This window comes from Streptomyces sp. NPDC050085 (assembly GCF_044460595.1).
GTDB lineage: Bacteria > Actinomycetota > Actinomycetes > Streptomycetales > Streptomycetaceae > Streptomyces.
Genome location: NZ_JBITJZ010000001.1, coordinates 1210572 through 1228905 on the forward strand (window position 1 = coordinate 1210572; position 18334 = coordinate 1228905).

Genomic DNA, 18334 nt, shown 5'->3' on the forward strand with positions numbered 1-18334 from the left:
GGAAGTGACAGCCTCATGTCCGCACCAGCGCCGTCCCCGCTGGCCATCGTCGACGCCGAGCCCCTGCCCCGGCAGGACGAGGTGCTCACCGACGCGGCCCTCGCCTTCGTGGCCGAGCTGCACCGGCTGTTCACGCCCCGGCGTGACGAGCTCCTCGCCCGCCGCGCCGAGCGCCGCGCCGAGATCGCCCGCACCTCCACGCTCGACTTCCGCCCCGAGACGGCCGCCATCCGCGCGGACGACTCCTGGAAGGTCGCGCCCGCTCCGGCCGCGCTGAACGACCGCCGCGTCGAGATCACCGGCCCCACCGACCGCAAGATGACGATCAACGCCCTCAACTCGGGCGCCAAGGTCTGGCTCGCCGACTTCGAGGACGCCTCGGCGCCGACCTGGGAGAACGTCATCGGGGGTCAGCTGAACCTGACCGCCGCCTACGACCGCTCCATCGACTTCACCGACGAGCGCACCGGCAAGTCGTACGCCCTCAAGGACGCCGACCAGCTGGCCACCGTCGTGATGCGCCCGCGCGGCTGGCACCTCGACGAGCGCCACCTGGTGGACGAGGCCGGCAAGCCGGTCCCGGGCGCCCTCGTCGACTTCGGCCTGTACTTCTTCCGCAACGCCAAGAAGCTCATCGAGCTCGGCAAGGGCCCGTACTTCTACCTGCCGAAGACGGAGTCGTACCTCGAGGCCCGCCTCTGGAACGACATCTTCGTCTTCGCCCAGGACTACGTCGGCATCCCGCAGGGCACCGTCCGCGCCACCGTCCTCATCGAGACGATCACGGCCGCGTACGAGATGGAGGAGATCCTCTACGAGCTGCGCGACCACGCCTCGGGCCTGAACGCCGGTCGCTGGGACTACCTCTTCTCCATCGTCAAGAACTTCCGTGACGGCGGCCAGAAGTTCGTCCTGCCCGACCGCAACCTGGTCACGATGACGGCCCCGTTCATGCGCGCGTACACGGAGCTCCTCGTCCGTACGTGCCACAAGCGCGGCGCGCACGCCATCGGCGGCATGGCGGCCTTCATCCCGTCCCGCAAGGACGCCGAGGTCAACAAGGTCGCGTTCGAGAAGGTCCGCGCCGACAAGGACCGCGAGGCCGGCGACGGCTTCGACGGCTCCTGGGTCGCGCACCCCGACCTCGTCCCGATCGCCATGGAGTCCTTCGACAAGGTCCTCGGCTCGAACCCGAACCAGAAGGACCGCCTGCGCGAGGACGTCTCGGTGGCGTCCGGCGACCTGATCGCCATCGACTCCCTCGACGCCAAGCCCACCTACGACGGTCTGGTCAACGCCGTCCAGGTCGGCATCCGCTACATCGAGGCGTGGCTGCGCGGCCTCGGCGCCGTCGCCATCTTCAACCTGATGGAGGACGCGGCGACGGCGGAGATCTCCCGCTCCCAGATCTGGCAGTGGATCAACGCCGGTGTCGTCTTCGAGAACGGCGAGACCGCGACGGCCGACCTGGCCCGCAAGGTCGCCGCCGATGAGCTGGCCGCGATCCGCGCCGAGATCGGCGAGGAGGCCTTCGCGGCCGGCAAGTGGCAGCAGGCCCACGACCTGCTGCTCCAGGTCTCCCTGGACGCGGACTACGCGGACTTCCTGACGCTGCCCGCCTACGAGCAGCTCCGCTGACCGACCCGACCCGAAGGCCCCCGGCACCGCACTGTGCCGGGGGCCTTCGTCTGCCGGGTACCCGTTCTTCGCCGGGTGCGCCGCCGTCGTGGCTGGTCGCGCCCCGCGGCGGAGCCGCTGATGACACAGCCCCGCGCCTCACCCCAGGTGCACGGACCAGTCCTGCTCGGCGCCCGGCTTCCCGTGCAGGTCCGGCACCCGCTTCAGCCAGGCCGGTCGCCCCTTCTCCGTGGCGGCGGCACGCTGCGCGTCCGCGGCCGCCAGTTCCTCCCGGCCGGGGAAGTCCGTCGGCAGCCACGACGCCGAGCTGCGCGCACGGGCCAGGAGATGGGCAACGTACGCGTCCCGCGCCTCGTCCGGCGTCGGGAAGTCCGTCAGCCACGCGTCCGGGACGAGCGCGACGACCTCGCGCAGCAGCGCTTCGGTGACCTTGGGGGCCAGCTCGGCGTCGGCGGCACGGGTGTCCGGGCCGTAGCCACCGAGCGCGTGGTGCTTGAAGTCGTACGCCTTGTCGGGCGTCGCGCCGTCCCACCGGTGGTGGAAGACGAGCGCCGCGCCGTGGTCGATGAGCCAGAGTCGGGGCGGCGCCGTGCCGAACGTCGGCCAGACCATGAGGTTCGAACTGTGCACCGTGCGGTCGACGTTGACGGTGAGCGCGTCCAGCCAGACGATCCGGCCGGCCTCCAGCGGGTCCACGGGGAACGTCTCGGCGATCTGAGGGGTGAAGTCGACCGCGCCCGGCAGGAAGTCCATGCCCAGGTTCAGACCGGCGCTCGCGCGCAGCAGGTCCTGGACCTCCTGGTGCGGCTCGTGGGCCGCGACCGCCGGGTCGAAGTGGGCGAGGACGAGCTCGGGGAAGCGGAGCCCGAGCCGGCGCGCCAGCTCCCCGACGACGATCTCGGCGACGAGCGCCTTGACGCCCTGGGCGGAGCCGGTGAACTTCAGGACGTACGTGCCCAGGTCGTCCGCCTCCACGACACCGGGGACGGAGCCTCCGGTGCGCAGCGGATTCACATAGTGGACGGCAGTCACTTCGCGCAGCACGTCTGCCACTGTAGCTCGGTACGATCACGGGCATGCCCCGCTCCGACTCCGAGAAACCCGGACTGACCTGCGCAAACGCCATACCTGGCGAATCCGCGCAGACTAGGATGGACACTGCCGCAGCGGGCAGCGGGCAGCGGGCAGCGGGCAGCGGGCAGCGGGTTCTCGGGTTCGGACGGTGTTGTTCGCCGTGCGGTCGGCGGCCGCGCTGCACCGGGTGCTCGACGTCCTCCCCGTCTTCGAGGGCGATCACCGGGTCCGGCGGCTCTTCACGCTCGCCCCTGGTTCGGCGTTCGGGGTCGACGCACTCGCGGCACTGGAGGGGGCCCGGGCCGGCACCGTGCCGTGGGACGAGGCCGTCACGGAGTCGTACGACCTGATCGTGGCGGCCAGCCCGAAGGGTGAACTGCACCTGCTGCACGGCCCGTTGGCGCTGCTGCCGCACGGCGCCGGGTTCAACAAGTCGCTGGAGGGCGAGGGCGCGGCCGACTCCGCGTCGGGCCTCGACCCGCTCTATCTGCTGCGCCCGGACGACGGCCGCCCGCTGGCCGCGCTGCACGCCCTCGCGCACCCGGAGCAGATCGACCGGCTCGCCGACCGGTGCCCGCCCGCGCGGGAGCGCGCCGTGGTCGTCGGCGATCCGACCCTGGACCGCCTCCTGGAGTCCCGCACCCGGCGCGACCGCTACCGCGCGGCGCTCGGCACGGGCCGCCGCAGACTCGTCGTCCTCGTGTCGACGTGGGGCCCGGACGCGCTGCTCGTCCGCCGCCCGGCCCTCGCCTCCCGCCTGGCCACCGAACTCCCCCTGGACTCCTACCAGTTGGCGGTGGTCGCGCATCCGAACACGCACAGCGAGCCGGGCACCTTCGACCTCGCCGAGCGGCTGCCGCCGGAGGCGTTCCTGGCGCGGCCGCACGAGGAGTGGGCGACGCTGCTCGTCGCCGCGGACGCGGTCGTCACCGACCACGGTTCGACCGCGCTGTACGCGGCGGCGCTCGGCCGGGCCGTCGTGTCCGCGTACGACGGGAGCGCGGAGCTGCTACCCGCAACGCCGATGGCGCGGCTGCTCGATGCCGCCCCGCGCCTGCCCGCGGCGGCCGACCGTCCGGGGGCCCTCCTGGGCGAGCTGCTCGACGAACTCCTCGACGGGCACCCGCCGGAAGGGGTGCGCGAGGCGGCCCGCGCCGCGTTCGCGGACGACGCCCTCGGGCACAGCCTCGACCGGCTGCGGACCGCGCTCTACGCCCACCTGGAGCTGCCCGCGGGAGACCAACCCCCGCCTGTTCCACGGCTGTTGCCGTCCCCGCGCCGCCCGCTCGACACCCCCGCCGTCTTCGCCGTACGCATCGACGTCACGCCCGAAGGGGTCGTCGAGGTCGAGCGCAGGCCGGTCCGCACCGATGTGCCCGCGCACCATGTCGCCGCCGAGGAGGACGCGGTGCAGGTGCGGTACGCGCGGCAGGCCGCGGTGCTGTACCGGCGCGACGCGGACCCGGCGGCCGCGGCCCGCTGGACGGCCGAGGCCCTCGACCGGTACCCGTCCTGCCGCACCGCCGCCGTGCTGCTCTCCCCCGAGCTGTGCCTCGTACGCCGTCGCGCCGCGCCCGGCACGACGCTCACGGTACGGATCAGCACCGGGCGGGGTCCGGGCGCCGTCGACCCGGCGACGGCCCTGTCCGCCGTGCACGCCCGACCGTCGGCCCGGCCGGGCGACACCGTCAACTTCCGTGCAGGGAACGTAATTTGTGCGGCACATCTGCTGAACGAGCCGGGTGAAGCGCCGCTCTCCTGAGATGATCCCCCGGCAGCGAGGAACGCGGAAAGCTCGGGCGAGCCACGGGGGAACACGTGCGGGGTATGGGCAGGGTCGCCGTCGTCGGGGGCAGTGTCGCGGGGTGCGCAGCGGCGCTCGCAGCACGGCGGGGCGGCGCCGACGAGATCACCGTGTACGAGCGGGCGCCGGGGCCGCTGGGCGACCGCGGCGCGGGGCTCGCGGTGCACAACGACCGGTACGCGGAGCTGGCGGCGTCCGGGTTCCTGGACGCGGGCATGCCCTGGGTGCAGATGACGCGGCGCGCCTGGTTCGTCCGCGACGACCGGGCCGGGTCCGATCCGCTCGGGCGGCGCGTCTGGCAGACGCCGTTCCCGTTCCGGACCTACAACTGGGGTCCGTTGTGGCGGGAGTTGAGGGGGCGGATCCCGGCCGACACCGAGTTCCGGACCGGCGTCGAGGTGACGCGGGTGGCCGCGCGGGCGGACGGCACCGTCGAGGTGCACACCGCCTCAGGGGCCGCCGCCGAGCACGATCTGGTGATCGGCGCCGACGGCTACCGGTCGCTGGTGCGCGCCGCGGCCTGCGGCCCCATCCGGCCCGCGTACGCGGGATACGCGGCCTGGCGCGGCGCCTTCCCCGAGGAACGGCTCGACGATCCGGAGCGCTGGCCCACGGACGAGTGCGCGTACGCCGTGTTCCCCGGCGGGCATCTGATCGTGTACCGCATCCCCGACCCGGCGACCGGCGGGACGCGCGCCAACTGGGTCCTGTACACGGCTCCGCCGCCCGGCCTCGACCGTCGGCTGCGCACCCCGACCAGCATGCCGCCGGGCCAGGTGGACGACGCGCTGCGCGCCCATCTCGCGTACGTGGCCAAGGAGTTGCTGCCGCCCTACTGGGGCGACCTCGTCCTGCGGACCACCGGGGACGAGCTGGCGCTCCAGCCGCTGTACGACTTCACGGCCGACCGCTACACCGCGCCCGGGATGCTGCTGACCGGCGACGCCGCGACGGTCGCCCGGCCGCACACCGGTGCGGGCGCGGTCAAGGCGCTCCAGGACGCGCGCGCCCTGCAGTCCGCTCTCGCCGGGGCGGCCACCCTCGACGAGGCGCTGGCCGCGTACGACGCCGACCGTGCGCCGGTCGGCCGCACCATGGTCGACCTGGGCCGCCGCCTCGGCCTGGCACTGGTGGAGGCGACGCCCGACTGGGCAGCGATGGACGAGTCGGCCCTGCGGGAGTGGTGGCAACAGGCGGACAGCGGTGGCCTGTTCGGCGGCCATCCCACCACCCGGTCGAGCTAGGGGCTAGGAGCCCGCCGCCCCGTATCGCACCCTGAGGGCCGCCGCCGACGCCTCGTATGCGTCGGCGGCGGCCGCGTCCGCGGTCGTCCGCGCGAGCCGGGCCAGCGCGTCGAGGACGCGGGCCTCCTCGAACGCCGAGCCGCGGGCCCGGGCCGAGGCGAGGGCGGAGGCGTACAACTCCCCTGCCCTCGCCGGTTCTTCGGACTGTTCGAGGACTTGGCCCAGGGCGAGGGCCGTGCGGGCCGTCATGCGGTCGCGGCCGAGGCGGCGGGCCTCTGCGTGGGCCTGTTCCAGGAGGTCGCGCGCCCGGTCCCGGTGGCCGAGGTGCGCCTCGGCCCGGCCGAGCTGGTAGGTGAGGAGCATGACGCCGTACGCGTTGCCGATCTCCTCGTGGACGGCGCGGGCGGCCTCGTAGTCGGGCAGCGCCGCCTCCCACGCGCCGCGCTCGGCCTGCAGTCGTCCCCTGAACTCCCGTGCGGAGGCAGCGAGTTTACGGCCGTCGGGCGTCGTGGGCAGCAGCACGGCGGCGGCCACGGCCGCGTCAAGCTCGCGGGCGGCCTCGTCGAAGGCGCCGGTCTCCCACAGCGGCCGGGCCAGTTGACAGCGCAGCCGCACGGTGGCCGCCAGGTGTTCGGCGCGGCGGGCGGCGGCGAGGCCGGTGCGGAACGCCGCGACGGTGTCCGCGTGCCGGGGGCGGTCCAGGTGGTGGGTCCACAGCGGCTCGCACAGCGCCCACGCCACGTCGTCGAGCCCGTCGGCGTACGCGAGGTGCACGCACCGCAGCAGGGCGTGCCGCTCCGATTCCAGCCAGGCGTACGCGGCACCGGAGTCGGCGAGTTCGACGTCGGCGAGGTCCGGCAGGGGCGGCTCCGGGGCGCCGAGCACCAGGCGTGCCCCGGCCGCGACCCGGTCGGCGTGCTGCGCCTGGCGCAGGTACCAGCGCACGAGCCGGGTACACGCCGCCCGCACCCGTGCCGGATCGCGGTCACGGGCCCGCCGCTCGGCGTGCGCGCGCACCAGGGCGTGCATGGTGAGCCGTTCGTCGCGTACGTCGACCAGGCCCGCCTCCTCCAGCTCCTCGACGGCGTCCTCCGCGTCCTCGGACGGCAGCGCCGCGAGCGGGACCGGGACGCCGAAGGCGCCGAGCAACTCGTAGAGCCCACAAGCCCGTTCACTCAGGTCCCGGTACGCCGCGTCCCACACCGCTTCCACCACCGGCACCCCCTTCTCGCGCAGTTCCGCGCCGAACTCGGCGACCAGGCGGGACACCGGGCGTCTGCGATGGCGGCGCACCCGGCCCGCGGCCACCCGGAGCGCCGCGGGCAGCCCGTCGCACAGCGAGGCGAGCGCGGCGACCGCCTCGGGCTCACCGGCGAGGCGCGCAGCACCGGCGATCGCGCCGAGGAGACGTACGGCATCCGGCTGCGGCAGGGGCCGCAGCGGGAGTTCGACGGCGTCGGCGTCGTCCAGGTCGTACAGGCGGCCCTGGCTCGCCACGATGACGACGCTGTCGCCGGAGGCGGGCAGCAGGGGCTCGACCTCGGCACCGTAGCGGGCGTTGTCGACGACCACGACGAGCCGCGTGCCGTGCGTACGCTCCCAGTACTGCTTGGCGCGGGCCTCCTGCGTCGCGCCGAGCCACTCGGGGGCGATGCCGAGGGGGCCGAGCAACTCGGCCAGTGCGTCGGCCGGTTCGACGACTCCGTCGTGCCGGAGCGGGTCGAGGTCCACGTACAGGGCGCCGCATCCGTGCCCCGCGTCGTCCGACGCGTCGGCGAAGGCGCGCGCGAGGCGGAAGCCGAGGGTGGTCTTGCCCACACCGCTCAGGCCGCTCACCGCGACGACCAGCGGCCGGCCCTCGGCGCCGCGCCGGGCCCGCACGGACCGGGCGAACCGCTCCTGCTCGCCCTCGCGGTCGACGAAGTGCGCGACCTCCGGCCGTAACTGACGGGGGATCGGCGGCAAGGGCGCGCCCTGATGCACGGTCAGGGACTCGATGCTGTCCGCCTGAACCAGATGGCCGATCCGGGCCTGCCCGCTCACGGAGTTGCTCGTCCGGGCGGTCCTGCTCGTCGTGTACGGATCGTCGGTCACCGGCTCACCCTATGCACCCCTCACTCCAAGTGACCGGCCCGTTCGCCGTTTTGGTCTCCACCCGCCTTGATCCATAAGATCCGCCGATGATCACTAGACAACGGCTGGCGGCGGGCGCGTGCGCCCTGTTCGCCGCCCTGGCCCTGGGCGGCCTGCCGTCCACCGAGGCGTACGCCGACGGGGCGGACGAGCAACCGGCCCCCAAGGTCGAACTCGTCCTGGACGTCAGCGGTTCCATGCGCGCCCGCGACATCGACGGCGGCTCGCGCATGGCCGCGGCGAAGCAGGCGTTCAACGAGGTCCTCGACGCGACCCCCGAGGAGGTCGAGCTCGGCATACGCACGCTCGGCGCCAACTACCCGGGCGACGACCGCAAGACGGGCTGCAAGGACACCGCCCAGCTCTATCCCGTCGGCCCGCTGGACCGCACCGAGGCGAAGACCGCCGTCGCCACGCTGCAGCCCACCGGGTGGACGCCGATCGGCCCGGCGCTGCTCAAGGCCGCCGACGACTTCGGCTCGGGGGACGGCACCAAGCGCATCGTCCTCATCAGCGACGGCGAGGACACCTGCCAGCCGCTCGACCCGTGCGAGGTGGCCCGCGAGATCGCCGCGAAGGGCATCGGCCTCACCATCGACACGCTCGGCCTGGTGGCCGACGCGAAGACCCGGGCGCAGCTGTCCTGCATCGCCGACGCCACCGGGGGCACGTACACCTCGGTCCGGCACAAGGACGAACTGACCGACCGCGTGGGCCAGTTGGTGGACCGCGCGGCCGATCCGGTGGTCACGCCGGTCGCCGTCGAGGGCGCCGCGCAGTGCGCGGACGCGCCCCAGCTGAAGCCCGGTCTGTTCACGGACCGCGAGAAGTTCGGCGAGCACCGCTACTACCGCGTCGACGTCGAGCCCGGCAAGGAGCTGCGCGCCTCGGTGAGCGTCGCCGCCGACCGCGCCGTGAACCGCGACTACGGCGTCCTGCTGCGCGCCGTCACCACGCACGGCCGGGAGATCGTGCGCGGACAGGAGTCGGGCGACGGACGCACCGACGTGATCTCGACGGGCCTGCGCTACCCGAGGCCGCCGTCCGACGACTCCGACGACGATGCCGCCGCGCGGGCCGAGACGGTCTGCCTCCAGGTGTCGAACGCGTACTCCGCGCCCGCCTCCGTGAAGACCACGCCCGGCCTGCCGGTCGAGCTGGCGGTCGACGTGGTGGACAGCGGGGACGCGGCGTCCGACGTGGCGGCGTTCGGGCTCGGCCGCGGCTGGTGGCTGCTCGGGACGCTCGTCGTGGTCGGATTCCTCGCGGGTGTGCTGTGGGGCTGGGTCTCGCGCTGGCGTGTCGCCGTATGGAGGACCAACTGATGCGACGTACAAGGCTGTTGACAAGCATGCTGCTCGGCTCGGTCGCCTCGCTGGTGGCTCTCGCCGGTCCCGCCGTCGCCGACGGCGGCACGGACGCCGACGCGAAGAAGGCGCCGGCACAGGCGGGTACGTCGTTCCGCACGGCGACGCCGATCGCCCAGGAGCAGAAGGCCACGGCCAGCGGCTCCACGGGCGACTACCTGTACTGGTCGTTCCCGGCCGACGCCGGGCAGCGGCCGACGGTGAAGGCCACCGTCGAGCTGCCCGAGGCCGCGGCCCGGCACGGGGCGCAGACCTGGCGGCTCGACGTGTACGACGGGCTGCGGCGCCGCCAGTCGTGCCAGTACGGGATGCAGGCGCGCACGGTGGCCGCGGATGCGGCGCGGGTCGACCTCGCCTGCACGCTGCGGACCGTGCGGGCCTGGTCCGAGCCGTGGGCGAACGATCCGCTGCCGGGCACGTACTACGTCCGGCTGACGGTGACCGGGCTGTCCGACACCGATCTGGGGTTGCCGGTCTCCGCGTCCGTCGAGGCGGCCTCGAAGGAGTTCGGGGGCGCGGCGGCGGTCGACGGGAAGCTGTCCGTTCCGCTCACCGCCGGGGCGTCCACGGTGTCCTCCGACGACCATGACTGGGCCTCCGGCTGGTGGACCAGTCGGTGGGTGTGGAGCGGGGGCGGGGCGGTCCTGGCCGCGCTTGCCGGTATCGGGGGGTATGCCTTGACCCGGGGTTCGGGGCGGCGGCCCGTCCAAGCCTGATGCCGTGGAGCGGGGTCCGGCTCACCGCCTCGGGGTTCCGCCCCGGACCCCGCTCCTCAAGCTCCCCCAGCTAACGCCGGGAGGTGCCCCCAGAGGGGCTGGACAGCGCCTTCTCCAGTGCGCCCGCCTCGCCCCGCGCCACCGCATGCGCCAGCTCCGCGTCCAAGGCGAGCCGCACATCCGGCTCGCCACCCACGTACCGGCCCTCCCCGTACACGGGCTCACCCCCCACCCGTACGAAGAACTCCCCCTCGTCGAGCCGTACTTCGACGACCCCCGTCTCCCCCAGGTCCGCCAACTGCCTCAGCAGCGGCAGGGCCAGCCAGTGCGCGCGCACCGCGTCCGTCGGGCGGCGCTCGGCCAGTTCGGGGGCGCCCCACTCCCCCAGGGCCTGGAGCACGGGCAGCAACTGCTGTCCTCGCGGGGTGAGTTCATACACGTACACCGAAGCGGGGGCGCCGAGGCGGCGGCGGATCGCGATGCCGTCGCGCTCCATGTCCTTCAGGCGCGTGGCCAGCATGTCCGTGCTGACGCCCGGCAGGTCGGCGTGGAGGTCGGTGTAGCGGCGCGGGCCCGCGAGGAGTTCGCGCACGATCAGGAGCGTCCAGCGGTCCCCGACGGCGTCGAGGGCGCGGGCGGCGGCGCAGTACTGGTCGTAGCTTCGGCGTGGCATGGCTCGCAGTCTATGCAACTTGTTGGACTTTCCAAGCTCCCACTTGGTAAAACCAAGTACCCCAGCAAGGAGGCACGCACATGGAGTTCCGGCAGTCGAGCAAACTGAGCGAGGTCTGCTACGAGATCCGCGGCCCGGTGATCGAGCACGCGAACGCGCTCGAGGAGGCCGGCCACAGCGTGCTGCGCCTGAACACCGGCAACCCGGCGCTGTTCGGCTTCGAAGCGCCGGAGGAGATCGTCCAGGACATGATCCGGATGCTCCCGCAGGCGCACGGCTACACGGACTCGCGCGGCATCCTCTCCGCCCGCCGCGCCGTCGCCCAGCGCTACCAGGCCCTCGGCCTGGAGGTCGACGTCGACGACGTGTTCCTCGGCAACGGCGTCTCCGAGCTGGTCTCCATGGCCGTGCAGGCGCTGATCGAGGACGGCGACGAAGTCCTCATCCCCGCGCCGGACTTCCCGCTGTGGACCGCGGTCACGACGCTGTCGGGCGGCAAGGCCGTGCACTACCTGTGCGACGAGCAGGCCGACTGGTACCCCGACCTCGCCGACATGGAGTCGAAGATCACCGACCGCACGAAGGCGGTCGTCATCATCAATCCGAACAACCCCACCGGCGCGGTCTACCCGAAGGAGATCGTCGAGGGCATCCTCGACCTCGCCCGCCGCCACGGCCTGATGGTGTTCGCCGACGAGATCTACGACCAGATCCTCTACGACGACGCCGTGCACCACAGCGCCGCCGCCCTCGCCCCCGACCTGGTCGTGCTCACCTTCTGCGGGCTGTCGAAGACGTACCGTGTGGCGGGCTTCCGGTCCGGCTGGCTCGTCGTCACCGGCCCCAAGCAGCACGCGAAGGACTACCTGGAGGGGCTGACGATGCTCGCCTCCATGCGCCTGTGCCCGAACGCCCCCGCCCAGTACGCGATCCAGGCCGCGCTCGGCGGCCGCCAGTCGATCCACGAACTCACCGCGCCCGGCGGCCGGTTGCACGAGCAGCGCGACAAGGCGTGGGAGAAGCTCAACGAGATCCCGGGCGTCAGCTGCGTCAAGCCGAAGGGCTCGCTGTACGCGTTCCCGCGGCTCGACCCGAAGGTGCACAGGATCGTGGACGACGAGAAGTTCGTGCTCGACCTGTTGCTGCGGGAGAAGATCCAGGTCGTCCAGGGCACCGGGTTCAACTGGCCGCGGCCCGACCACTTCCGCATCCTCACCCTCCCGTACGCTGATGATCTCGACGCCGCGATCAGCCGGATCGGGCGCTTCCTGAGCGGATACCGTCAGTGACCTCCTGCGCCACGTGTGCGTACCCGAGCCACACCCAGTTCGCCTCGCCGGAGTTGGTCGGCGCGATCGTGGGCGGGGAGTTCGACCGGGCCCAGGACCCCGCGTGGCGCGACTCGGGCGCGGGGACGGTGGAGGACTACGCGCGCTGGTGCGGGCACCTGTGCGGGGCGACCTGCCTGCGCATGGCACTCGGCACCACGGCCCCCTCCCTGTTCGAACTGCGGGACGGGGCGCTGAAGTTCGGCGCGTACACCGTGGACGCCGACGGGGAGATCCACGGGATGATCTACGCGCCCGCCGTGGAGTACGTACGGGAGGTGCACGGCCTCGAGGCGGACGTGCACCGGGAGTTGACGGTCGGGGGCATCGGCGAGGCCCTCGACGCGGGGCGGCTCGTCGTCGCCTCCGTGCACTACGCCATCCGCCGCCCGCACGAGCCCTCCCCCGGCCGGGGCGGCCATCTGGTCCTCGTCACGTCGCGTACGGCGGACGGCACGGGCTTCCACTTCCACAACCCGTCGGGCACGGACGCGGCGACCCGCACGGCGGACCTGCCGGTGGAGCGGTTCGCGGAGTTCTTCGCGGGGCGGGGCATGTCGCTGCGGCCAGGGCCCTGAACGCGGACGGACCCGAGGGCGTAGCCGGCCCCCGGGTCCCTTTGATGCCGCTCACGTCACACGCCGGCACGCTTGAGGACCCCGGTCAGTGTCACGGTCCCGCGTCCTGCCGTTGGACTACCGCCCATCGAGCTGGGCGGGCCGGATTCGAACCGGCAATTCGGGATCTGGGGCCGGGGCCCGGTCGATCCGGCGATGAACGGCGAATGCTGAGTCTGGAGCAAGAGTCTGAGATTGACGGCGGTGCGGACGTGCTCTGGCGCACCGCGCTCTTCACGACAAGCTTCAGTGTCAGCTTTGCGCTCCTCGCGCACCCCGGTCGCCACCGTCATGCGGCGACGTCCGGGGAGTCTTCGTCGTACGAAGGAAGCCGTGGCCGGTTCAGCCGAAGAGGTAGCCGAACACCGGGTCGCCGACGCTCTGGTCGGTGACCTCCGCCGCGTTCGCCTCCTCGCGGGCGAACTTCACCGCCTGCTGCAACTTCTCGACCCGGTCGAGGAGTTGGGAGACGCGGCGGGCGGGCAGCGCACCGGAGAACTTCACCGTCGTCCAGTAGCCGACGGGCACGTCCTCGAAGTACACCTCGACCTGCGCCGGGTGCTTCTCGGTGGCCTCCGCCTTCACGTGGTTGCGCGGCACCTTCTTCGTCCGCACGGTGCGCACCGGCTCGGTGCGCCAGTCGTCGGTCGACGGGTCCTGCGTCCACGCCTCGGCCGCGTCCAGGAGCGGCAGCTTGCGCACGAACGTGTTCAGGTCGGTCAACTGCTTCTCCAGGAACAGGAGATAGGAGACCGGGACCGCGCTGAGCAGCGTCTGCCCGTCGACGCTCACGTCGGCGCGGGCCTCGCAGTTCGCCCAGTCCTTCGTGGCCGTCACGTCGAACAGGCGGGTCAGCGACTTCGCCGTCTGCCGCAGCACGTCCTCGGCACGCATCTGCACCCGCGTGGACTCCGGGGGCAGCTGCTCGCCCTCCTCGTCCTTGGGCTGGTACGTGCGCGCGATGCCGGCGAGCAGCGCGGGCTTCTGCAATCCGTGGTGAGCTGCCGTCAGGTCCTGGTGGGCCTTGGCCTTCACGCCCTTCTCGACAGCGATGATCTGATTGAGTTTCGTGGACACGCCTGCGACGGTAGCCAGTTCGGGGGCTCGGAATCGAATGGCTTTTCTGGCGGGACGAGGAGTACGCAACGGTGGACGCGGCACTGATAGCGGTGATCGGCACGCTCCTCGGCTCGGTCGTCACGCACTACTTCCAGGGGCGGGCGACGGTGCGCGGCGCGGAGCTGGCGCGGGCCGAGCAGCTGCGTCAGGAGCGCATCGCGAGCTACAGCGGGTTCGCGAGCGCCCTGTTCGACTACCGGCGCAGCCAGAACGACCGCTGGTTCCGCGCCCAGGAGAGACCCGGGGCGCCCGAGGCGGAGGCGGCGCGCTTCGCCTCGTACGAGGCTCGGATCGCGGCCCGTCAGGCGCTGGCCCGGGTCCAGCTCATCTGTGACGTACCGCGGCTGCGGCAACTGGCGGAGAGCGCCTTCGAGTTGGCGAACTGTCTGCACGAGGCCACGGACGAACAGGACCGCAACCGCCGCTCGGGGCGCTGCAAGGAAGCCCTGTCCGCGTTCGTGGAGGCCGCGGCGCCGAGCGTGCAGTGACCGCTCCGCCCGGCCTCCCGGTGACTGGCGTACCTGCCGTGCCCGGGTCAGAACGCGGGGAAGGCCGCGCCGGAGGGGTGGAAGGGTGCGCGGCTGCCGCGGAAGGCGCGGGAGGCGGCGGCCAGTGCGCCGGGGCGCAGTTCCTCGACGCGGCCCGCGGCCGCCAGCGTCGCGAGGGTGGGGCCGCCGAGGTGGACCGCGCCGAGTTCGGCGGCGCTCAGGCGCAGGTCCGCGCGGTCGCGGGTGCGTGTGCAGGCGGCGCTCTCCGCGTCGCCCGTCAGCCGGTAACGGCCCGTGTTCCAGGGGCAGAAGGGGTCCTCGACGTCGAGGACGACGTCGACGGGTGCCGTGTAGCGGCGCCCGGCCAGGGCCCGGTCGACGTCGACGATCCTGACCCACAGGTTGTCGACGACCGTGGTCCGCGCGGCCCGCGGGTCGAGCAGCAGATGCGGCAGCGGCTCGTCGACGGCCGCGTCGCAGGTGAGGCGGTCGTGGCCGTCGAGCGCGATGAGGAAGCGCCACAGGGCCGCGTACGAGGTGCGGGTGGTGGCGACGACCTCGACGATGCGGACGGTGCCTCCCTCGGAGCGGTAGAGGGCGTATCCGGTGGGCTCGCCGCCGGGTTCGGTGTGGAGCACGTACCGCAGTTCGGTGGCGCCGTTGCGGAAGGCGGGCTCGTCGCGCAGGAAGGCGTTCCAGTACTTCTCGGCGCGGTCGACCCAGCCGGGCGTGTGCGTGCGGGCGGTGTCGTGGACCTTCTCCAGGAGCGGGCGGGCCTCGTCGCGGCCGAGGAAGCGCAGCGTGCCGTTGCCGTGGTCGACGTCCGGGCGCAGGGTCATGTCCCGTGTGTCGCCGTGGAGTTGGGCCAGGTGGGAGGCGATGGCGTAGCCGAAGCGGCCGTAGATGGTGGCCTCGGCCGCATTCAGCGCGGCGATCGGCTCGCCGCCCGACTCGTGCAGATCGGTGAGCTGCTTGCGCATCATCGCGGTGAGGATGCCGCGCCTGCGGTGGGTGGGCAGGACGGCGACGAGCGTGATGCCCGCGACCGGCGTGAAGGCGCCGGGCACGGTCATGGTGCGGCTGTAGATCGAGACGCCGCCGACGATGTCGCGGCCGTCGTACGCGGCGAGGGTGCGGGCCGGTTCGAGCACGGAGCGGGCGTCCCGCAGGGAGCCCTCGCGCAGGTCCTGGCCGTACGTCGTGGTGATCATGCGGGCCCAGGCGTCGAACTCGTGGGCCTCGATGGTGCGCAGCGGGTGCGCTGTCGGTGAGGTGGTGTCCATGGGGTCGAGCCTGGTCGGGTGAACACCCGTGCCACATCGGGCGAGTTCGGTATTTATATGCTGGCTTCATGGTGGCGGATCGCGTGGTCAGTCCGGTGTTCGTGGGCCGGGACCAGGCCCTTGCCTCCCTCGCGCATGCGTGGCGGACCGCCGTCGAGAGCGGGCCCGCGGTGGTGCTCGTCGCCGGTGAGGCGGGGATCGGGAAGTCGCGGCTGCTCGCCGAGTTCGCCGGGACGCTGGGGCCCGAGGTGCGCGTGGTGCGGGGCGCCTGCGCCGAGTTCGGGGGCGAGGAGCTCGCGTACACGCCGTTCGTCCCGATGCTGCGCCGGCTCGTCCGCGACGGGGTGGCACGGGGCGGCCGCCACCCCGAACTCGCGCGCTGGTTCCCGGAGCTCGGCGACGGCGCCGACGCGGACGGCGGCAGGCACCGGCTCTACGAGGAGGTCCTGGCACTGATCGAGCGGGCGGCCGCCGAGCGGCCCGTCGTCCTCGCGCTGGAGGACCTGCACTGGGCGGACACGGCCTCCCTGGGCCTGTTCGCGTTCCTGGCCCGCAACCTGGCCGGGCCCGGCGTGCTGCTGCTCGCCACCCACCGGCCCGGCGAGGCGGACGGCGCACACCTCGGCCCACTCCTGTCCGAACTCGCCCGCGGCCCGCGCACCACCACGCTGCGGCTGCCGCGACTGACCGAGCAGGACGTCGGCGCCCAACTGGCCGCGATCCTCGGCACCGCGGCGGACACCACCGTCGTACGCCGTGTGCACCGGCGCAGCGAGGGCAACCCGCTGTTCGTCGAGGCCCTCGCCCACGGTGACGCGCGCACCCCGGACAGCCTGCGCGAGCTGCTCCTGCAGGGGCCTCGAACGCTGGCACCGCCCGCCCGGAGCCTGCTGGGCCTGCTCGCGGCGGGCGGCGACCACGTCGCGCACTGCCGTCTCGAGCCCGTGGCCGACGAGAGCGGCGCCGACCTCGACGCCCTGCTGCGGGTGCTCGTCGACCGGGGCCTCGTCGTGACGTCCGGCGACCGGTACACGTTCCGGCACGCACTGATCCGGCAGGCGGTGTACGAGGATCTGCTGCCCGGCGAACGCATCCGCCTGCACGCCCGCTACGCCGCCGCCCTGACCACCGACGACGCCGACGCCGCGGAGCTCGCCGCGCACTCCTATGCCGCGGGCGACCGCCCCGAGGCGCTGAGCGCCGCCCACCGGGCCGCGGTGCGGGCCGGCCGCTCCTACGCGTACGACGAGCAGCGCCTCATGCTGGAGCGGGTCCTCGAACTCTGGGACCGCGTACGGGATCCGGCCGAGCGGATCGGCACGGACCTGGTCGGGGTCCTCACCGAGGCCGCCGAGACCTGCATGCTCAGCGGGCACTACCGGCGCGGTGTCGACCACGCCACGGCCGGTCTCGCCGCCGTCGACGAACAGGCCGCCCCGGAGCGCGCGGCCCTGCTCCTCGAACACCGCGGCAGGCTGCGGCACCGCCTCGACAGCAGCGGCGCCGACGACTGGGAACACGCGCTGCGGCTGCTGCCGGACGAGCCGGGTCACGTGCAGCGGGGCCGGCTGCTCGGCGTCCTGGCCATGGGCCTGCTGCCGAACGACCCTGCCGGGCAGGAGGCCTTCGCCGAGGCGCTGCGCATCGGCCGCCGCACCGGCGATCCGACGGTCACGATCCGCGGCCTGCTCGGCGCCGGTGCCCGTGGCCGCGACCTCGGCGCCCTGGCCGAGGCCCGGGAGCTCGCCGAGCGGCTCGACAGCCAGGACCTGCTGCTGACCGTGCCCATGTACGCGGCCACGGTGCACGCCAGGAACGGCGACCACCGGCGTGCCGTCGAGGCGGCGAAGGAGGGCAGGCGCCTCGCGCACCGGTTCGGACTCGGTCTGAGCCGCGGGGCCGATCTGGCCTGTCACGCCGTGCGCGGGCTGGTCCTCACCGGGGAGTGGGACGAGGCGGCCGCGCTCGTCGACGAGGCACTCGCCGAGGAACCGCCCCCGGCCGCGCAGCAGGATCTGCGCTCCCTCGCCGGTCATGTGGCGCTGCTCCGGGGCGACTTGACGGCGGCCGGGGTCGCGGCGGCCGGGCCCGGCGACGCGTTGCGCGGCTCGGGCCTGTTCCACCGCCGTTCCTGGCTGTGCCTGCTCGCGCTCGCCCAGGGAGATCCGGAGCGGGCCGACCGGCTCCTCGACGACGCCCTGGGCGACCCGGAGCTCGCCGAACTCCACGGCAGCGAGGCCCGCTCCGTGCTGGTCGCCGGGGCTCTGGTGCAGCGGGCCCGCGCGGTGCACGGCGGCTCCCCTCCGACGGAACAGGTGGCGGCGCGGCGGGCCCAACTCGCAGCTCTCGACACGGAGTTCACCGAGGACGGCCCGTACGACCGGGCCCTGCGCCTGCACCTGCGCGCCCTGCTCGACGACACGGGCTGGGACCGGGCGGCCGCCGCGTGGCGGGAGCTGCGCCAGCCGCATCAGCTCGCCGAGTGCCTGCTGGGCGGCGGGCGGGCGGCCCTCGACGCCGGTGACCGCAGCGGTGGCGCCGCGCTGCTCGGGGAGGCCGCGGAACTGGCCGCGTCCCTGGGCGCGGCGCCGCTCGCCCGCCGGATCGCACGGGCCGCGAGGCCGCCCGCGGCCACGACGGAGAACGGCGGCGGTCTCACGGCACGCGAGCGCGACGTGCTCGTGCTCATCGCCCAGGGCCTGAGCAACCGCCAGATAGCCGGGCGTCTGCACATCTCGCCCAGCACGGCGGGCGTCCACGTCTCCCACATCCTGGCCAAACTGGGCGCTACCACCCGGACGCAGGCGGCCGCCATCGCGTACCAGCACGGGCTGACGGACTGATGGATTG

Annotated in this window: 14 protein-coding genes; 9 read left to right on the forward strand and 5 right to left on the reverse strand. The window is 73.4% G+C overall.

The window, feature by feature from the left end:
• The first annotated feature begins 15 nt into the window (after positions 1 to 15).
• Complete coding sequence (gene aceB, locus ACIBUY_RS05180) at positions 16 to 1638, forward strand: malate synthase A (RefSeq protein WP_365580784.1); 1623 nt, start codon at positions 16 to 18, stop codon at positions 1636 to 1638.
• A gap of 138 nt (positions 1639 to 1776) precedes the next feature.
• Here the strand turns inward: aceB and ACIBUY_RS05185 are convergent, their stop codons facing one another.
• Positions 1777 to 2682 carry a HipA family kinase gene (locus tag ACIBUY_RS05185; protein WP_399151849.1) on the reverse strand — a complete coding sequence of 302 codons (906 nt, stop codon included), beginning with the start codon at positions 2680 to 2682 and terminating at the stop codon, positions 1777 to 1779.
• A gap of 178 nt (positions 2683 to 2860) precedes the next feature.
• Here ACIBUY_RS05185 and ACIBUY_RS05190 point away from each other — a divergent pair, with 178 nt between their 5' ends.
• Positions 2861 to 4474, forward strand: coding sequence for a translation initiation factor 2 (locus tag ACIBUY_RS05190; RefSeq protein ID WP_399151850.1), 1614 nt, complete (start codon positions 2861 to 2863; stop codon positions 4472 to 4474).
• Between the two features lie 65 nt (positions 4475 to 4539).
• Positions 4540 to 5760, forward strand: coding sequence for an FAD-dependent monooxygenase (locus ACIBUY_RS05195; protein ID WP_365580793.1), 1221 nt, complete (start codon positions 4540 to 4542; stop codon positions 5758 to 5760).
• Between the two features lie 3 nt (positions 5761 to 5763).
• Here the strand turns inward: ACIBUY_RS05195 and ACIBUY_RS05200 are convergent, their stop codons facing one another.
• Positions 5764 to 7854 (reverse strand): hypothetical protein, encoded by a 2091-nt coding sequence (locus ACIBUY_RS05200; RefSeq protein ID WP_399151851.1) that lies wholly within the window; start codon positions 7852 to 7854, stop codon positions 5764 to 5766.
• An 86-nt stretch (positions 7855 to 7940) separates the two neighbouring features.
• Between ACIBUY_RS05200 and ACIBUY_RS05205 the strand changes: the two genes are divergently transcribed.
• Both ACIBUY_RS05205 and ACIBUY_RS05210 read left to right on the forward strand, forming a co-directional pair.
• Positions 7941 to 9218, forward strand: coding sequence for a VWA domain-containing protein (locus tag ACIBUY_RS05205; protein ID WP_399151852.1), 1278 nt, complete (start codon positions 7941 to 7943; stop codon positions 9216 to 9218).
• Positions 9218 to 9976 carry a hypothetical protein gene (locus tag ACIBUY_RS05210; RefSeq protein ID WP_399151853.1) on the forward strand — a complete coding sequence of 253 codons (759 nt, stop codon included), beginning with the start codon at positions 9218 to 9220 and terminating at the stop codon, positions 9974 to 9976. Before ACIBUY_RS05205 ends, ACIBUY_RS05210 begins: the two co-directional genes overlap by 1 nt.
• A gap of 70 nt (positions 9977 to 10046) precedes the next feature.
• On the opposite strand, the gene ACIBUY_RS05215 is transcribed toward ACIBUY_RS05210, so the two are convergent.
• A complete protein-coding gene (locus ACIBUY_RS05215; protein WP_365578995.1) occupies positions 10047 to 10649 on the reverse strand; it encodes a helix-turn-helix domain-containing protein in 603 nt (200 codons plus the stop codon).
• Between the two features lie 80 nt (positions 10650 to 10729).
• Here ACIBUY_RS05215 and ACIBUY_RS05220 point away from each other — a divergent pair, with 80 nt between their 5' ends.
• Together ACIBUY_RS05220 and ACIBUY_RS05225 are read left to right on the forward strand one after the other, a co-directional pair.
• Positions 10730 to 11938, forward strand: coding sequence for a pyridoxal phosphate-dependent aminotransferase (locus ACIBUY_RS05220; protein ID WP_399151854.1), 1209 nt, complete (start codon positions 10730 to 10732; stop codon positions 11936 to 11938).
• On the forward strand, positions 11935 to 12555 hold the full coding sequence (locus tag ACIBUY_RS05225) for a peptidase (RefSeq protein WP_399151855.1): 621 nt from the start codon (positions 11935 to 11937) through the stop codon (positions 12553 to 12555). The genes ACIBUY_RS05220 and ACIBUY_RS05225 overlap by 4 nt, the downstream gene beginning before the upstream one ends.
• Before the next feature lie 381 nt (positions 12556 to 12936).
• On the opposite strand, the gene ACIBUY_RS05230 is transcribed toward ACIBUY_RS05225, so the two are convergent.
• Positions 12937 to 13671: a hypothetical protein gene (locus ACIBUY_RS05230; protein WP_365579001.1), complete on the reverse strand. Its 735-nt coding sequence runs from the start codon at positions 13669 to 13671 to the stop codon at positions 12937 to 12939.
• Positions 13672 to 13742: 71 nt separating this feature from the next.
• Here ACIBUY_RS05230 and ACIBUY_RS05235 point away from each other — a divergent pair, with 71 nt between their 5' ends.
• A complete protein-coding gene (locus ACIBUY_RS05235) occupies positions 13743 to 14201 on the forward strand; it encodes a hypothetical protein (protein WP_365579003.1) in 459 nt (152 codons plus the stop codon).
• 47 nt (positions 14202 to 14248) lie between these two features.
• Here the strand turns inward: ACIBUY_RS05235 and ACIBUY_RS05240 are convergent, their stop codons facing one another.
• Complete coding sequence (locus tag ACIBUY_RS05240) at positions 14249 to 15484, reverse strand: GNAT family N-acetyltransferase (RefSeq protein ID WP_399151856.1); 1236 nt, start codon at positions 15482 to 15484, stop codon at positions 14249 to 14251.
• 68 nt (positions 15485 to 15552) lie between these two features.
• Between ACIBUY_RS05240 and ACIBUY_RS05245 the strand changes: the two genes are divergently transcribed.
• Entirely contained in the window at positions 15553 to 18327 is a 2775-nt protein-coding gene (locus tag ACIBUY_RS05245; RefSeq protein WP_399151857.1) for a helix-turn-helix transcriptional regulator, read from the forward strand.
• Positions 18328 to 18334 lie beyond the last annotated feature (7 nt).